Raw genomic sequence first — 15,660 nt, forward strand, 5'->3', positions numbered from 1 at the left:
TCAGGACGCGGCGCGCACGCTAGCCCAGGCCCCTGCGATCTCCTCAAGCGAATTGGCGGCATCGCGCAACGGGGTGGGATCGCTGCCCATGCTCGCGCCCAGCACTTGCTGGCGCAGCCCGTGATAGAAAGTGGCGAGAGTGCGCGAAACATCGCCGCCACGCTCAAAATCGAGCCCTGCCTCCAGCGCGAACAGCACGGCCGTCGCTCGGGAAAGGCGCTCGCTCTTGACCATCGGCTGGCCCTTTTCCATCGCCCAGGCAGCAGCGCGCAACGCTGCGACGCATTCGCCGTAGAGCAGATCGACCAACGCATGCGAATCGGCACCGGTGGTGCGCCCGGCCACGTCGATCTGGCGATAGGTAGAGGCTGGATCGCGCGCGAGCGGCGTTGCGTAACGGATCACGAGCTCTTGTTCCACGCGGCGACCTGGTTGGTCAGGAAGCTCTGCGTCGATTTGTACGCGGCGACGCGCGAGTCCATCGCGGCGAACTGGCGCGTCATCCGCGTGCGCAGCTTTTCAGCAGCGGCGAGCGCATCGTCGCGGTCTTCGGCAACGCTGGATTGCTGCTTGGTATAGGTCTGCTCGCTGGCACCGAGCCCGGTGAGCTTGCTGGTCGCGCGCGTGGCGATGTCGTTGAGCGCAGTGGTCAGCCCCTTGCCCGCGGCGAACATCGCTTCGACCTCGGCCGTATAATTGGTCATCACCGTCGAGAGCCGCGCAGTATCTACGGAGAGCGTGCCGTCGCGCTGGGTGGCAACGCCAATCCCCGAAAGCGTCGAGGGAACGCCGGCGCCCGGGCTGGCGAGAAGCTGCGTCATCGACAGCGATTTGAGCGAGCGAAGCAAGTCCTTGGCCGCGGCATCGCCGCGCAGCGGACCGTCGACCGGGTTCACCGCGGCCTTCACGATCTTGTAGACCTCATTATAGGTGTCGACGAAGTTGGTGACGCTCTGCTTGATTGCCTCGGTCGGGGGCTTGGTGCCGATCGCCACCTTGGTACCGACCGCCGCCGACACCAGATCGATCTTGGTGCCTTCGATCAGCCCGAAGATCGAATTGGTAGTGCGCGTGGTCTGGACGCCATCCAGCGCAACGATCGAATCCTGAGCAGTGGTGTTGATCGTCGATCCGGTCTCGTTGCGGCCGATGTCGAGCTCGGTGAGCTGGCTCGATCCCTTGAGCTGGAAAGCCTGAGACGCGCCGGTCGTGCCCTTGACCACCAGCCGCGCCCCCGAAGTGTCGCTCATGATCGACGCGGTGACGCCGGCATTGGCGGCGTTGATCGCCTCGGCGACGCCGGCTAGCGTGTTGTGCGCCGCATCGATGGTGATCGCGATCGGCGCGGCGGGGCCTGCCGTGAATGCCGTCATCGAACCGCCGGCAACGGTCGCGGTGCCGAAGGTCAGCGTCAGCGTGCCGGTGCCCACAACATAAGCCGAGCCCGCCGAAAAGGCATTGGTGCTGGCGACCTGGCCTTGGGCGAGCTGGCGCACCTCGAGAGAGGCGCTCAGATTGTCGAGCTTGGCGCCGGCCAGCGCAGTGATGTTGGCGATTGCTGTGTTCGAGCTGCTCGGCTGCGTGGTCAGCGTGCCGCCGCTGGTCAGCGATGCGAGTGCGCTGGCGAATTCGCTGATGTTGCTCTTGAGTTCGCTGACGCTCGAGATCTTGCTGGTGAGCGTCTCGGTCTTCTGGGTCAGCGCCTCGTTCTTCATTGCGAACTGGGCTTCGACGAGCTGGGAGACGAGCGCGCCGACGTCGATCCCGGATCCCGTTCCCAGCGTCTTTGCAATCGATTCGATGGCCATTAGGTCCCCCTGTCCCGGTAAACGGCGGAAGCGGCGCGGCTTTTAGCCCGCGCGCGCCATTTTCTGCCCTTCTTCGTCGAAAAGCGCGGTGTCGGGCACTTCGATCGGCGGCATGCTTCCGCCGGCTGTCTTGTTGACCCCGAAAACAAACGCCAGGACGATCGCAATCGCCTGATAGAGATCGTCGCGGACCTCCTGCCCCTCGCGGCTGGTGAAATAGACGGCGCGCGCGAGGCTCGGCACTTCGAGAACCGGCACCTGCATCTCGGCAGCGAGTTCGCGGATCGCCAAAGCGGTCTGCCCGCGGCCCTTGGCGACCACCACCGGCACCTGGTCCTTGCCCGAATCGTAACGCAGAGCGACCGAGAAGTGCGTCGGATTGGTGAGCACGACATGCGCGGTGCCGACCGACTTGCGGAAGCCGCCTTTCAGGATCTCGCGCTGGCGTGCACGCTGCTGGCCCTTGAGTTCGGGCGAGCCTTCGCTTTCCTTATGCTCGTCCCGCACTTCCTGTTTCGACATGCGCAACTGCTTGAAGTGGCGGATCATCTGGATCGGCAAATCGATGCCGGCAATAATCACCAGGCCCGCCGCCATTACGAACATCAAGGCGATGAACTGGCTGCCGAGCGTGCCCACCGCACCCTGAATGTCTAGCGCCATCAGGCCCAGCGAGCTGGTCGTCAGCGACAACAGCATCCAGCCACCCATGCTGCCGAGCAACACGACCTTGAGCAGCGATTTGCCGAGTTCGATCCAGCCGGTCGGCCCGAACATGCGCTTGAGGCCCGCGCCGGGATTCACGCGCGATGCCTTGGGCATCAAATTCTTGTTGTTCCAGCCTATCGAGCCCAAAGCCGCCTGGCTGAGGATCGCGCCGAGCATGGCGATGGCGAACAGGCTGCCGATCGGCAGGAGCAACTGCCAGCCCGCCGATTCGAGCGGACGCCAGGGCTCGAAATGCTCGACATCGCCGTGATCGAAGCGGAAGCTCGCAGTCATCACGCCCTTGCACGCCGCCATCAGGCTGCCGCCGAAGAACGACATCCACGCGCAGCCGAGCAGGATCACCAACGCGGTGCCGAAATCCTTGGATTTTAGAAGCTGCCCTTCCTCTACCGCCTTGCGCTTGCGCTTGGGGGTTGGGGCTTCTGTCTTTTCGCCGGCGGTCTCTGCCATCAGCCGAACACCAGCGAGGGCGCAGTATCGAGCGCGGTCCGGATGATCACCAGCAGATAATCGCCCATTGCCGGCAATGCGAGCAGGATTGCGACGACGCCGACCGCAAGGCTAGCGGGCAGGCCGACTGCGAACAGATTGAGCGCCGGCGCGGCGCGGCTGAGCATGCCAACCACGACGTTGAGACAGAGCAGCAGGAAGCCGACCGGAAGCGCGAGCAGCAGTCCGGCGAGGAAAGCGTATCCGCCGAACATCGCGATCCCCAGCAGTCGCTCGGGCGCGATCCACGCCCCGGGCGGCATCGCTTCGTAACTGCGCACGATCAGGTCGACGAGGACGAGGTGGCCGTCGACCGCGAGGAACAACAAGGTCAGCAGCAGCGACAGGAACTGGCCGAGCGCGGGAGTCGAGGTGCCGCTATTGGGATCGACGGCATTGGCGAAACCCAGCCCCATCGACATGCCGATCACTTCGGAGGCGATCATCGGCGCCGAAAAGGCGATCTGGAGAATGAAGCCGATCGCAAGGCCGATCAGCGCCTCGGATGCGACCATCAGAAAGGTCGACAGCGCGAATATCTGTGCAGGCGGCGTGATCGTCGCGGTGTTGAGCACGAGCACGCCGATCGCACCGGTGAGCGCGATGCGCGCGGTGAGCGGCACGGAAACGGCACTGAAGATCGGCGCCGCGACAAACGCCGCGCCGACGCGCACCATCGCAAATAGCAATGCCCAGAGCTGTGGCTCGATCGAGAGGCCGAAGCCCATCATAATTTCCATCTCCCATCGGGAGAGGGAGTTTTCATTTCACCAGATCCGGGATGCGCTCGAAGATACTGGTCGTAAAATCGCCGAGCAGTCCCAGAATCATCCCGCCGAAAATGACGATGCTGACGGCAACGACGATCAGCTTGGGAACGAAGGTGAGCGTCTGCTCCTGGATCGACGTGGCCGCCTGGACCATGCTGAGGATCAGGCCCGACAGCAAAGCCGGGATCAGGATCGGCGCGGATGCCAGCGCCAGGATCCAGATCGCTTCGCGCGCGACGGTCATGAAATAATCTGCGTCCATGACCGGCTAACTCGCGAAACTGGTGGCAAGCGAACCCATGGTCAGCGCCCACCCGTCCACCAGGACGAACAAAAGCAGCTTGAAGGGCAGCGATATGATCGTCGGCGACATCATCATCATGCCGAGCGACATGAGGACCGTCGCGACGACGAGATCGATGACGATGAAGGGCAGGAAGATCAGGAAACCGATCTGGAACGCAGTCTTGAGTTCGCTGGTAATGAAGGCGGGCAGCAGCACCGAGAAGGGCACGTCGCTGGGCGACGCGAATGCCGGTGCTTTCGCCATGTCGGCGAACATCTTCACGTCCTTGTTGCGGGTCTGCTTGATCATGAAACTGTGGAGCGAATTGCCCGCGGTCTCGATCATCTGCGTCGCGTTGATCCGGCCCTCGGCATAAGGTTGGATCGCCTGCGTGTTCATCTGGGTGATCGTCGGCGCCATCACGAAGAAGCTGAGGAACAGCGCCAAGCCGATCAGCACCTGATTGGGCGGAGTCTGCTGAAGGCCGAGCGCCGAGCGCAGCAGCGAGAGCACGATAATGATCCGCGTGAAGCTGGTCATCATCAGCAGGATGCCGGGGAGCACCGTGAGGAGCCCCATGATGATCAGCACCTGAAGCGACAGGCTCAGGGGCGCATCGCCGCCGCCGAGCTGGCCGAGCGCGCGATCCATCGCGCCGCCGACGCCGGGGGGCGCTGCGGGCGGGGCGACCGGAACCGCGCCTTGCGCGAACGCCGGGAAGGCGAAAAGCACGAAGAAGGCGAGAATGCCTATGAAAAGGGCGGCGCGGCCGCCGACGGTGCGAGGAGGCGAAACCAGCGAGCGCATCACGAAAGCTTCTTGTCCACCAGCGTGACGCCGGTGCGGCTGACCGAACAGAGCAGCTTCTGCCCCTCGAACTCGATCACTGCGAGACGCAGGCCGGGGGCGAGCATCATCGTCTCGGTGACTTGCACCATGCGCGTGCCCTGGTTCTTCGGCAGCCGCGCCTCGAGCTTGCGCCAGGCATAGAGGCAGCCGATCAGCAACCCGCAGACGAGCGGGAGCAGGATTACCAGCTTGAGGATGTACGACCACATCATGTTATTTGGCCGCGCGCTTCTCAGGGCTGACGAGCTCGGTCATCCGCACGCCAAACTTCTCGCCGACGGTGACGACTTCGCCGCGGCCGATCAGCGTTCCGTTGACGAATACGTCAAGCAGCTCATTGGCTTCGCGATCGAGCTCGATCACGCTGGATTCGCCGAGCGCGAGCAGTTCGCGCAGCGTCAGCGACGTCGAACCGATCTCCACGGTCAGCTTGACGTCCACGTCCTGCAGCAAGTGGAAATTGGTCGTCACCGCCGCGTCGACGGGGAAGCCCCCGGTCATGTCGTTCATCGGAAATCCTCAGGGTTGATCAGTTCGATTGCGGAAAGGCGTACCGCGGCGCGGCCGTTGGACGTGCCGACTTCGCCGGTGCCGAGGCGGCGCGAGGCCACCATCACAGGTACCTGCAAGCCGAATTCTACCGGGATGATGTCGCCGGCCTTCAATTCCATCAAGCGCGCCAGCGAGATGCTGGGCTCGCAGAGCACCGAGCGCACCGGCAGCGTCACGCCCATCACCGCGCGGGTAAGACCCGAGCGCCATTCGGGCTCGACTTCTTCGGGCTTGTCGTGAACCTTGACCATCAGCGAAGCGGTGTGCGGCTTCAGTGCCGCGACCGGATAGACCAGGTCGAAGAAGCTCGGCTTGTGATCGCCGGCGGCAATACCGAAGCGGGTGACCACCACCGGAGTGTCGCCGCCCATCTCGACCGCCTGCGCGAAATTGGCGCTGGTCTCGGCGCGGAAGGCGACGCGAGTCAGCGGCTCCCATGCGCTGTCGAGCGGCGCGACCATATCGGCACCGATCCGTGCGATCAGGGCTTCTGCGGCAGGAGTGAACTCGGTGGGCAGGGCATGCGGCGCTTCGCCGTCGCCGCCGAAAAATGCATCGAGCATCTCCAGGACAAGCTTGCCATCGAGCACCAGCTGCGCGCGCTGGCGGGCCGAACCCATCGAAAGCGGCGCCCAGGCAGTGAGCGCTCCGCTGCGCTCGGCGCGGTAATCGGCATAACGCTGCACTGCGAGCGGCTCGGCCCAAGTCCGCAGATCCCGGCGAAGCATGCCCTCGAAAAGCGGTTTCAGACCCTTGGCCAGCCGCGCGCTGAGATGCTGCAGCGTGACAAGATCGCCAAACGGATTGAGGTTAGCAGTCCCCAAGGCCGGCGCGTGTTCCGCACTGGCCCGGGGGCGTTCCCGCCGATCGGCGGCCGCAATCTCTGAAGAGGCGTTAACCATGCCTCACTGAACAATGAAATTGGTAAAGTAGACGTTACTAACGCCGCCAAAACCTTCCTTTTCCTTGAGAACGGCGTTGATCGCCTTCGCGAGCCGCTCCTGCATCCCCTTCTTGCCGGCGGCCGTGAACACTTCGTCCTCGCTGGTCTCGCCGAGCGCCATCAGCACTGCCGAGCGAATCGCGATCTCGTGAGTCTTGATGCTTTCGAGGACCTTCTCGTCATACGGCGTCGAGACGGCGATGCCGACCTGGATGAAGTGAACGCTATCCTGGAGGTTGGAAGTGAACTCCTTCTCCATCGGATAATAGCTGGAGGCATATTTGTCCCCGCCTTCGCCCTTCGGCGTCGGCTTGCCGCCATGGCCGGCCGCAGCGGCTTCCCCCTCGCCGCCATGCCCGCCCTCGGCGTCGCCGCCGCCGCGCTTTTCCTCGCTCTTGGGAACGAGCTTGGGCTCGTCCGACTTGGCCTCGTCATGCGCGCCACCCCCGGCCACGTTGAGCCAGCCCATCGCATAGGCGGCGCCCCCGCCCCCGCCGAGCAGCAGCAACGGAGCGCCGATGAAGAGGAGCAATTTGCCCTTCTTCTTTTTCTTGGGCGCGGCGGTCTTTTCGTCGTTCAGGTCTTCCATCAGTGCCTCCATGCGTCTCAGGCGACGCGATCATCGGATTGAGTGAGCTGGTCCTTTGCGGCGCGCGCGCTGGCAGGTGCCGCAGGCGCTTGCGACCGCTGCGCTTCGTTGTGACGCTGGCCCGATTGCGGATTGGCGCCCGTCTGCGAATCGACACTGGTCTGGCCGAGCCGGATGCCGCGCTGCTCGGCGAGTTCGGCCAGGCGCGGCTGGGCGTCGGTCAGGATCTGGCGCGCCGCCTGGGTTTCGGCGGCGAAATGGACATGGACGCGGTCGCCATCCTGGCGGACCGAAATGTCGACCTTGCCGAGCGCATCGGGCATCAAGCTAACTCGCGTCTCCTTGACCGGTGCGGCCTCGCGCATCGCTTCGATCATTTCGACCATCTTGCCCGTCCATTCCGGGCGGCGCATGTCGACGGTGCCCTGCTGCGCATCGGACGTAGCGGCGACTTGCTGGAGCGCTGTGGCAATGGGCGCGGCGATGCTCGCCAACTGCGGCTGATCGGTGTCGCGAAACGCGCGCGAGAGCGGCGGGGCGGCAGGCTGCGCGGCGAAGACCTGGGACTGGGCGATGAGCGACGCCATCGTCAGGGGCGGTACGGGAGTTGGTGCAGGCTGCGGCGCGGCTTGGGCCGGGGCGGCTGGCGTATCGATGCGGGCCGAAGGCGAACTCGGCGCGGAGGCCGGGGCTGCAGCTACTGTCGGAGCGGGCGTTCGGATTGGCTCGCCGGTTGCGGGCTGTTGCGCAACGGTCACTGTGGGTGCCGCCACGGGCTGGAGTACGGCCGCTTCTACAGTGGGCTGCGCCGCGGCAGTGCCCGTCGGCGCGACTTGCTGCGCCTGTGGCATTGCTAGAATGGCGGGCGCAACGGCAACTGGCTGCGCGACCGGGGCCGCCGATATCTGCACCACCGGCGCGGTCGGTTTCGAACCGGGCGGCGCTACTGGAACCCGTGGTGCGGGACACGTCGGATCAAGAGCAGCCTCGGGCTTTTGCGTCGCGGGCACCGACGTCGTGGCGATCACAGGTGCGGTACTGGGCTTCGCAACAAGGGCCGGATCAACGGCCGCCTGCTTCGTGGGCGCCGATGGCACGGCAGCTGGACGCTGTGGAAGCGCGGGCACTGCGGTGGGAGCAGCCAGTTGGGGTGAATCGCCCCGATCCGGAACCTCAGCTCCAATCGGCAATATGGCGCGTGGCGCGGCCAATAGCGGGCGATCCGGTCGCCCGGACACCGGAGCCTTCGCGGATGGAGCAGCGGGCGCGGCATCTTCGCGGACCTCGGGCTCAGCCGGCGTCGCCAGGCTCTCGGTCGTTAAGGGCTCGGCGGACACAATCTTCTGCACCAGCGGGGCGTTTACGATCGGCTGCGCAGCAATCGCTGGCCGCGAAACGCTGCTAACTTGCGCTGCCGACACTGGATCAGGCGTGGCCATAGTGGGCGCGGCGAACCATGCGAAGGGCGCGGCCTCGGCATCGGGAGCTTCGTCGTCGGTGCTGCAATCTTGCTTTGGCGCTTCCTCATCGCCGTTCAGATCGCGTGCGATTTCCGGCAATTCCTTGCCGGGCTCGGCGGCGATCTGCCGCCCGAGCAAAGAGACTTCCGGCGCAAGCGCTTCACCGGGCTGCGCCTTGGGCACTGCGGCGGGACCGAGCAGCGAACCCAAAGCGAGCGCGAAATTGCTCGCGCCGCTCTGCGCGGCGAGCAGCACGGGACGCGCAGGTCCGATGGAAACGGAAGGGAGGGCAGTGGCGATCTGGATCAACGAAAATCCCCGTGAGAAGAGCTCACGCCTGGATCAGCAAATATCGTGCCGGTTTTTGCCCGAGGGTGGCAGTTCCTCAAGCGCGCGGAGCATCCGCAGCGCCGCATCGGCCTGTTCGCGGGTAATCAGCTTCTCGATCGCGCTCTGATCGCGACGGGCTTGGCGCGTAGCGGCGCGCGCAGCTTCCAGACCCTGTTGGGCCACTTCGACGCGCCGCGAGGCGGCATGCGCAGACTGGTGTAGCCGATCGCGATAATGGGCCGCGGCGATCAGCGAGTTTGCAAATGCCTCGCCACTGACCACCGGGGCGATATTGTCGGCAAGGCTGGCGATACGCTCGCGCAGCTGCGATTCCTGGGACACGCGGGCGTGCGCCCGAACTTCGTCGGCGCGGACCTGATCGAGCTGGAGGGTGCGCACCCGGTGCAGCCGGGCCAGCTTCTTGGCGGATCTAGGCATCCCCAAATACGCCGGTCAGCTCGGCAACTGCGTCGGGCAGCGAGACGATCTCGTCCGAGCCCTGCTTGATATATTCCATCACCGCCGGGTGGCAGGCGATCGCCGCATCGATCTCGGGATCGGCGCCGGGCCGATAGGCGCCCATCAGCACCAGATCGCGGTTTTCCTCATAGGTCGCGAGATGGCGGCGCAGCACGCGCGCGGCGGCGAGGTGCGGCTTATCGGCAATGTCAGTCATCACACGGCTGACCGAAGGCCCCAGGTCGATTGCGGGATAGACGCCACGCTCGGCGAGCGCGCGGCTGAGCACGATATGTCCGTCTAGGATCGACCGCGCCGAATCGACTACGGGATCATTGCCGTCATCGCCATCGGCGAGCACCGTGTAGATTGCCGTGATCGAGCCACCCGACGAGACGCAGGTCCCTGCACGCTCGATCAGGCTGGGCAGCATCGCGATCGCGCTCGGCGGATAGCCGCGTGCCGAGGCCGGCTCGCCCAGCGCCAGGCCGATCTCGCGGCCGGCATGCGCAACGCGAGTCAGCGAATCCATGATGAGGAGCACCTTCTTGCCCTCGGCGCGGAACGCCTCGGCGATCGCAGTGGCCCGCAGCGCGCCGCGGATACGGAGCACGGGCGAATGATTGGCAGGCACGGCGACGACGACCGAGCGCTTGCGCGCTTCGCCGAACACCTTGGTCTCGAGAAAGTCCGCGACTTCGCGCGAGCGCTCGCCGATCAGTCCGACGACCACGACATCGGCTTCCGCCGCGCGGACGATCATGCCGAGCAATACCGACTTGCCGACGCCCGAACCGGCCATGATGCCGACGCGCTGGCCCTGCCCGATCGTCAGCAGCCCGTTGATCGCACGTACGCCCACGTCGAGTGGCTGGAGCACGCGGCCGCGATCGAGTGGCGACTGGAGCTTGCCCGCGAGCGGCCATTTGCCTGCCCCGCGGATCGGCCCGAGCCCGTCGATCGGTTTGCCCGCGCCATCAACCACGCGTCCGAGCAATGCTCCGCCGACCTCGGCCTCTCCGGGAGGGCCGATCGGGCGCACCGGCGCGTTGGGGAGGAGGGCTGCGGGGCCGCCCAGATTCATCATCAGCGTGCGGCCATTGCGGAAGCCGATCACTTCGGCTTCGACGCGGCTCGCGCCATGGCCGATGGCGCAGACGGTACCGACGGGAAGCGAAAGCCCCACGGCTTCCATCAACAGCCCGTCATAGGAGGATAGCCGGCCGGAAACCTTGGGCTTCACTGCGAAATCGCGGCAGCCCAGGCCTTCCAGATAATCGTCAGTGAAGCGGTTCAGCATGCGGGCGGGATCGGCACGCGGTCGATCGCCGCGGCAAGCTGTTCGAGCCACATATCGGGGCCGTCCTCGACGATCGTCGAAGCGCTTTCGACGACGAATCCGCCGCGCTGGATGTGCGGATCGCCCACCGGGAAGACGCTGCCCGGCAGCTTGCCCTCGACCAGCGGAACATCGTCAGGGTGCAGGCGGAGCAAAGCCGATTCGGCATTGTCCGCGAGCAGATCGACTGCGGCGGTGATGCGCCCGGCCAGTACGTCCGGCGCGATGCCGACTTCGCCGACCATGCGTGAGACAAGGTGCAAAACGGTCTGGCGCAAATGCCCGGCCATGCGCTCGCGATCGAAATGCGCGCCCTTGGCGAGTGCCCTTGAGACCTGATCTAGCAGCGCAGCTTCGCGGCCCTGCGCTGCGTCGAGCTCGGCGAGCAATGCGGCGCGGCCCTCGGCGATGCCGGCCTCGCGCGCAGCGGCGATCGGATCGCTCGACGTGGCTGCGAACGGATCCCAGCCTTCGGTGGGATTGTGAGCGGGGTCCGCCGGCGCGAAGTGGCGCGGCTGGACGGGGTCGCGGCGGCCGATCTGCTCGACCGGCGCCGGCGCGAACGCGACCGGTTCGCCGAATGCGCGGGCGAGTATGTTTTCGGCAACGCGGATGTGCCCGGCCAGGCCCGGCATGAAGGCGCGGGCTGGATCAGACATAATCGTCGTCCCCGCCCTTGCTTGGCATCTGCAGCGTACCGTCCTTCACCAGCCCGCGCGCGACGGCGATCATCACCTTTTGCGCTTCGAGCACGTCGGCGAGCTTCATCGGCCCGCGCGCTTCCATCTCGTCGCGAATGCCGTCGGCCGCGCGGCTCGACATGCAGCCGAGGAAACGATTGCGGACATCTTCCTCGACGCCTTTGAGCGACTTGATCAGCACGTCGCTGTCGATGCTGCGGATGAGAGTCGAGAGGTTCTTGTCGTCGAGCTCGAGCAGATTGTCGAAGACGAACATCGCCTCTTCGATCGCGCGCGCGACCTCCTTGTCGATCTTGGCGAGCTTGGGCATCACGCGCTGTTCGGTGATCCGGCGCGCGGCGGACATGATCTTGGCCGCCTCACGCGTGCCGCCCAATTGCAGGCCCGGCGATTTCTTCCGGCCTGCGGAATGGCTGACGAGCATTGCCTTCAGCGTCTCGATCGCCTCGGGGGGCACCGGCCCCAATTTGGCGACGCGGCGCAGAATCTGGGGCTGCACGGCTTCGGGGAGATATTCGAAAACCTTGGCGGCCATATCGGGATCGAGATTGACCAGCAACACCGCCGCAATCTGCGGGTGCTCGGTCTCGACCATCTTGGCGATCTCTTCGGGCTCGAACCAGGCGAGCATCTCGAGGCCGGCGCTCTGCTCGGCAGGAACGATGCGCGCCAGCACGCTTTCCGCGCGCTCGGCGCCGAGCGCGCGCGTCATGATACCTTCGATGCGCGGGCCGGGATCGAACTGCACCGAGGTGCGCTCGCGCGCCTTATAGGTGAAATCGTCGAGGACCTGCTCGACTTCGGCTTCGCTGACATCGGCGACCGTGAACATCGCCTTGCCTAGATTGCGGACCTCTTCGGGATCGAGCTTCTGCAGGATCGCAGCCGCCTCTTCCTCGCCGACGAGCATCATCAACACGGCGGCGCGTTCGGTGCCGGTGAAATTGCGGATCGCGTTCACTGGGCGTCTGCCTTGATCATATCGCGGACCGCCAGCGCGGCGCGCGCGGGATTGTCGCGGGTAAAGCCGCGGACGAGGCCGACGCGGTCGTCATAGCTGCCATTGCGCTCGAGCATGTCGATCGACACTGCCGGCTGCGGGGCGCCATTTGGGCCGCCGATCGCCAGCGCCTGGCGCACCGTCGCGTCGTCGCGCTTCTTGAGCAGCGCCTTGGCAAGCGGTCGCACGCCGAGGAACAGCACCAGCAGGGCGATGACCAGCGCCGTCACGTTGCGCGCGACCAGCGGCACCCAGCCGGCATCGTACCATGCGGGGCCGGCAGCACCGGCATCGGCCGGGGCCGCGAATTTGCGGCTGATGACGCTGACCTGATCCTGGCGCGCCTGGTTATAGCCGACTGCGGCCTGAACCACTTGGGTGAGCTGCTGGATTTCGGCAACGCCGCGAGGCTTGCCGGCCTCTTCCTTGATAACCACGGCAACCGAGAGGCGCTTGACGCCACCGGGGGCGGCGCGCGTGACCGAGATTTCCTTGCCGGTCTCATAGGTGCGGGTGAAGCTGTCGCTCTGCTTCTGTTGAACCGGAGGCGTGCCCGCGGGTGCCGCGCCGGCAGCTGGAGCTGCGCCGGGCGTGGCGGTAGCCTCGTTGGGCGCCGTCATCGTGCTGGCAGGCGGCGGAGTGTTCGAAAGCGCGCCGGGAATGCCGCCCGGGGCAGTGGCGCCGTCCTTCGAAGTGCCTGTCCAATTGCCTTGCTCGGCGCGGACGACCTGCCCGGCCTTGTCATAGCTTTCGCGCGTGGCCTGGCTTTCGTCGAGATCGACATCTGCCTGGACCTCGGCAGTGAAATTGCCGGCGCCGACCAGGGGGGTCAGCAGCTGATTCAATTGCTCGCGATACTTGTCTTCGACGCGGCGCTGAAACTCGATGCGCGTGTCGCCCGCCGCCGAGCTGCCATCGTTGTTGCCGCCCGATTTGGAGAGCAAGGCGCCCATCTGATCGACGATCGTCACCGATTGCGGAGACATTCCCGGCACCGACGAGGCGACGAGATTGACGATTGCGCGGATCTGCGGTTCCCCGAGCGCGCGGCCCGGCTGGAGCTTGACGATCACCGAAGCCGAGGGGGCCGCCTTGTCGCGCACGAAAGCGCTGGGCTCGGGCGTGGCCAAGTGGACACGCGCTTCGGAGATCGAATCGATTTCCTGGATTGAGCGCGCCAGTTCGGTCTCGCGCGCCTGGCGAAGGCGTTCGCCCTCGACTGCGCGGCTGACGCCCATCGGAAGCTGATCGAGGATCGCATAGCCGCCGGGCGCCGCCTTGGGCAGGTCCTGCGCCGCGAGCAGCATCCGCGCCTTGTGATAATCGTCTTCGCCCACGGTGATCGAGCCCGAGCTGTCGATGCTCGATTTGATGCTGGCCGTCTGCAGCGCGCTGCTGATCGCGGCCTTGTCCGCGTCGGTCACATTCGCGAACAAAATCCGCTGCGGCGTGCTGGCGATCATCGACCAGGCGAGGAAGGCCGCGGCGACAAGGCCAACTAGGAACAGCAAAGGCAAGGCACGCCGAACGGCGGGCTGCGCGAGCAGCCCGCTCATCTGGCGAAGCGGATTGAGGCTGGCCGGGGTGCCGGCGGCGTCTGCGGTGGTGAGAGCGTTCATCGATTACACCGGCATGCTCATGATGTCCTTATAGGCGGACAGGAGTTTGTTGCGGACCTGAAGCGTCGCTTCGAAGCCGACCGAGGCCTGCTGGCGGGCCAGCATCACCTTGGCGATATCGACCGTCTCGCCGCGCTCGTACGAGGCGGAGAGTTCGCTCGCCTGGCTCTGGCTCTGGTTGACCGACTTGAGGGCGTCTTCGAGCGACGAGGCAAAGCTTGCTGGCTTGGCCTGCGTCGTCGGCGCCACAGCGGGCGCATCGTTGGCGCGGCTTAGCGCGGCATTGCGCTCGAGGATCTGCTGGCGCAGCTGCATCACGCGATCGATGCCCATGGCACCGCCGACTCCGCCGACGCCGCTCATGCCGAGATGGCCCGGCTGGTGATATCCTCACCCTGCTCGCGCGCCTTAGCCAGGCGGTAGCGCAGGGTCCGCTCGGAGATGCCGAGCTTCTTGGCGGTCTCGATCCGGCTCCCGTTGCACTCGGCCAGGGTCTCGCGGATCGCCGCGAATTCGTGAATCTGGACGATATTGCTCAGCGTGCCGCCGGCCTGGCCCTGCATATCGACGCGGGTTTCGGGGCGGCGGTCGAAGATCAGATGCTCGGGGCGGATCGTGTCGCCGCCACACAGCAGCAGCGCGCGCTGGATGACGTTTTCGAGTTCGCGGACATTGCCCGGCCAGTCGTGATCGCTCAGCACTTCGAGCGATTCGGAAGTGATCCAGGGCAGGCTCGCGCTGGTGCCGGCATGGCGCACGACCATCGCTGCGGCGAGCGCGGCGATGTCGCCAGGGCGCTCGGCGAGCGGGCGCGTCGACAGCGGAAAGACCGAAAGGCGGTAGTAAAGATCGGCCCTGAAGCGCCCGGCCATGACTTCGCCCTGCAAGTCGCGATTGGCGCAGGCGATGACGCGAACGTCGATCTTCTCGGGCAGCGTCCCGCCGATCGGCACAACTTCGCGCTCCTGAAGCGCACGAAGCAGCTTGGCCTGAAGGTTGATTGGCATCTCGGCAACTTCGTCGAGCAGCAACGTTCCACCATTGGCGGCGCGGAAAAAGCCCTGGCCGCCCGCCGAAGCGCCGGTGAACGCGCCCTTGTGGTGGCCGAATAGCATCGCTTCGAGCATCGTCTCGGGAAGCGCGGCGCAATTGATCGCAACGAACGGCCCGTCCTTACGTGAGGAACCCATATGGATCGCGCGGGCAAGCACTTCCTTGCCCGTGCCGGTGGGGCCGTTGATCAAAACGGTGATGTCCGAGGCCGCGACGCGCTCGGCCAGCGCCAGCAAGGCCAGGCTCTCGGGGTCGGCGGCGACGGGCTCGCCGGGTCCGCGGACCAGCGCGCTGGCGAAACCGTTGCCAATTGCGGCGTCTTCGGTTGGGAACGACAGGCGTGCGGGGTTGCCGTCACGGAAAGGAATTACTTCCGGCTCGCCTTCGGCCAGGACCAGCGTGCGGGCAGGTGCCGGCGGGGTCTCACCCTCGGCGACGAGGTACAGGTCCCCGGAGGCGGGCTTGCCCTCCTCGCACGATCCAATCGCGAAACCTTGTGCGCGCAGGCCCGAGACGAGCGCATATTTTTGCCTGAGAATCGCAGCCGACGGAACGATGGATCGCATGGACTTCCCCCTTGAGAAGCCCCTGATGCGCGATTTCTGGTTAACGACTCGTAAAACATCGAGTCCGGCCCGCTCCCTAGGTCCGGGCGCACACGAGGCGCGCGCGCGAGGGCCGAAA

The 15,660-nt window shown here is 65.7% G+C and carries 18 protein-coding genes; all 18 read right to left on the minus strand.

From position 1 onward, the window contains the following. Positions 1-420, minus strand: coding sequence for a flagellar export chaperone FliS (locus ACZZZM_RS02690; RefSeq protein ID WP_463593569.1), 420 nt, complete (start codon positions 418-420; stop codon positions 1-3). Beyond that, positions 402-1,808 (minus strand): flagellar filament capping protein FliD, encoded by a 1,407-nt coding sequence (gene fliD, locus ACZZZM_RS02695; protein ID WP_463593570.1) that lies wholly within the window; start codon positions 1,806-1,808, stop codon positions 402-404. Before fliD ends, ACZZZM_RS02690 begins: the two co-directional genes overlap by 19 nt. 42 nt (positions 1,809-1,850) lie before the next feature. Further along, positions 1,851-2,987, minus strand: coding sequence for a flagellar type III secretion system protein FlhB (gene flhB, locus ACZZZM_RS02700; protein WP_463593571.1), 1,137 nt, complete (start codon positions 2,985-2,987; stop codon positions 1,851-1,853). Continuing rightward, positions 2,987-3,757, minus strand: coding sequence for a flagellar biosynthetic protein FliR (gene fliR / locus ACZZZM_RS02705; protein WP_463593572.1), 771 nt, complete (start codon positions 3,755-3,757; stop codon positions 2,987-2,989). Before fliR ends, flhB begins: the two co-directional genes overlap by 1 nt. A 31-nt stretch (positions 3,758-3,788) precedes the next feature. Continuing rightward, a complete protein-coding gene (fliQ, locus tag ACZZZM_RS02710; RefSeq protein WP_463593573.1) occupies positions 3,789-4,058 on the minus strand; it encodes a flagellar biosynthesis protein FliQ in 270 nt (89 codons plus the stop codon). A gap of 6 nt (positions 4,059-4,064) precedes the next feature. Further along, complete coding sequence (gene fliP, locus ACZZZM_RS02715; protein ID WP_463596363.1) at positions 4,065-4,889, minus strand: flagellar type III secretion system pore protein FliP; 825 nt, start codon at positions 4,887-4,889, stop codon at positions 4,065-4,067. After that, positions 4,889-5,140 (minus strand): flagellar biosynthetic protein FliO, encoded by a 252-nt coding sequence (locus ACZZZM_RS02720; protein ID WP_463593574.1) that lies wholly within the window; start codon positions 5,138-5,140, stop codon positions 4,889-4,891. The genes fliP and ACZZZM_RS02720 overlap by 1 nt, the downstream gene beginning before the upstream one ends. A gap of 4 nt (positions 5,141-5,144) precedes the next feature. Further along, entirely contained in the window at positions 5,145-5,441 is a 297-nt protein-coding gene (fliN, locus tag ACZZZM_RS02725) for a flagellar motor switch protein FliN (protein WP_463593575.1), read from the minus strand. Then, positions 5,438-6,307 (minus strand): flagellar motor switch protein FliM, encoded by an 870-nt coding sequence (locus ACZZZM_RS02730; RefSeq protein WP_463593576.1) that lies wholly within the window; start codon positions 6,305-6,307, stop codon positions 5,438-5,440. Before ACZZZM_RS02730 ends, fliN begins: the two co-directional genes overlap by 4 nt. An 81-nt stretch (positions 6,308-6,388) precedes the next feature. Continuing rightward, positions 6,389-7,015, minus strand: coding sequence for a flagellar basal body-associated FliL family protein (locus ACZZZM_RS02735; RefSeq protein ID WP_463593577.1), 627 nt, complete (start codon positions 7,013-7,015; stop codon positions 6,389-6,391). A gap of 17 nt (positions 7,016-7,032) precedes the next feature. Beyond that, positions 7,033-8,784 carry a flagellar hook-length control protein FliK gene (locus ACZZZM_RS02740; protein WP_463593578.1) on the minus strand — a complete coding sequence of 584 codons (1,752 nt, stop codon included), beginning with the start codon at positions 8,782-8,784 and terminating at the stop codon, positions 7,033-7,035. A 33-nt stretch (positions 8,785-8,817) separates the two neighbouring features. Next, the gene (locus ACZZZM_RS02745; protein ID WP_463593579.1) at positions 8,818-9,243 is read right to left on the minus strand and encodes a hypothetical protein; all 426 of its coding nucleotides are present in this window, start codon (positions 9,241-9,243) and stop codon (positions 8,818-8,820) included. Then, the gene (locus ACZZZM_RS02750) at positions 9,236-10,564 is read right to left on the minus strand and encodes a FliI/YscN family ATPase (RefSeq protein ID WP_463593580.1); all 1,329 of its coding nucleotides are present in this window, start codon (positions 10,562-10,564) and stop codon (positions 9,236-9,238) included. The genes ACZZZM_RS02745 and ACZZZM_RS02750 overlap by 8 nt, the downstream gene beginning before the upstream one ends. Then, on the minus strand, positions 10,558-11,262 hold the full coding sequence (locus ACZZZM_RS02755; RefSeq protein WP_463593581.1) for a FliH/SctL family protein: 705 nt from the start codon (positions 11,260-11,262) through the stop codon (positions 10,558-10,560). The genes ACZZZM_RS02750 and ACZZZM_RS02755 overlap by 7 nt, the downstream gene beginning before the upstream one ends. Continuing rightward, a complete protein-coding gene (gene fliG, locus ACZZZM_RS02760) occupies positions 11,255-12,265 on the minus strand; it encodes a flagellar motor switch protein FliG (RefSeq protein WP_463593582.1) in 1,011 nt (336 codons plus the stop codon). The genes ACZZZM_RS02755 and fliG overlap by 8 nt, the downstream gene beginning before the upstream one ends. Beyond that, positions 12,262-13,923: a flagellar basal-body MS-ring/collar protein FliF gene (gene fliF, locus ACZZZM_RS02765; RefSeq protein WP_463593583.1), complete on the minus strand. Its 1,662-nt coding sequence runs from the start codon at positions 13,921-13,923 to the stop codon at positions 12,262-12,264. Before fliF ends, fliG begins: the two co-directional genes overlap by 4 nt. Before the next feature lie 3 nt (positions 13,924-13,926). Then, positions 13,927-14,286: a flagellar hook-basal body complex protein FliE gene (fliE, locus tag ACZZZM_RS02770; RefSeq protein WP_463593584.1), complete on the minus strand. Its 360-nt coding sequence runs from the start codon at positions 14,284-14,286 to the stop codon at positions 13,927-13,929. Further along, a complete protein-coding gene (locus ACZZZM_RS02775) occupies positions 14,283-15,542 on the minus strand; it encodes a sigma-54 interaction domain-containing protein (protein WP_463593585.1) in 1,260 nt (419 codons plus the stop codon). Before ACZZZM_RS02775 ends, fliE begins: the two co-directional genes overlap by 4 nt. Positions 15,543-15,660: the final 118 nt, after the last annotated feature.

The sequence above is a fragment of the Sphingomonas sp. AC522 genome, from assembly GCF_979258125.1.

Bases quoted from the DNA above. Each gene is read 5' to 3' on its own strand.
- fliR (WP_463593572.1), bottom strand. From the start codon at position 3,757: ATGATGGGCTTCGGCCTCTCGATCGAGCCACAGCTCTGGGCATTGCTA.
- fliQ (WP_463593573.1), bottom strand. From the start codon at position 4,058: ATGGACGCAGATTATTTCATGACCGTCGCGCGCGAAGCGATCTGGATC.
- flhB (WP_463593571.1), bottom strand. From the start codon at position 2,987: ATGGCAGAGACCGCCGGCGAAAAGACAGAAGCCCCAACCCCCAAGCGC.
- fliE (WP_463593584.1), bottom strand. From the start codon at position 14,286: ATGAGCGGCGTCGGCGGAGTCGGCGGTGCCATGGGCATCGATCGCGTG.
- fliF (WP_463593583.1), bottom strand. From the start codon at position 13,923: ATGAACGCTCTCACCACCGCAGACGCCGCCGGCACCCCGGCCAGCCTC.
- ACZZZM_RS02735 (WP_463593577.1), bottom strand. From the start codon at position 7,015: ATGGAAGACCTGAACGACGAAAAGACCGCCGCGCCCAAGAAAAAGAAG.
- ACZZZM_RS02750 (WP_463593580.1), bottom strand. From the start codon at position 10,564: ATGCTGAACCGCTTCACTGACGATTATCTGGAAGGCCTGGGCTGCCGC.
- fliP (WP_463596363.1), bottom strand. From the start codon at position 4,889: ATGCGCTCGCTGGTTTCGCCTCCTCGCACCGTCGGCGGCCGCGCCGCC.
- ACZZZM_RS02775 (WP_463593585.1), bottom strand. From the start codon at position 15,542: ATGCGATCCATCGTTCCGTCGGCTGCGATTCTCAGGCAAAAATATGCG.
- ACZZZM_RS02745 (WP_463593579.1), bottom strand. From the start codon at position 9,243: ATGCCTAGATCCGCCAAGAAGCTGGCCCGGCTGCACCGGGTGCGCACC.
- fliD (WP_463593570.1), bottom strand. From the start codon at position 1,808: ATGGCCATCGAATCGATTGCAAAGACGCTGGGAACGGGATCCGGGATC.
- ACZZZM_RS02755 (WP_463593581.1), bottom strand. From the start codon at position 11,262: ATGTCTGATCCAGCCCGCGCCTTCATGCCGGGCCTGGCCGGGCACATC.
- fliN (WP_463593575.1), bottom strand. From the start codon at position 5,441: ATGAACGACATGACCGGGGGCTTCCCCGTCGACGCGGCGGTGACGACC.
- ACZZZM_RS02720 (WP_463593574.1), bottom strand. From the start codon at position 5,140: ATGTGGTCGTACATCCTCAAGCTGGTAATCCTGCTCCCGCTCGTCTGC.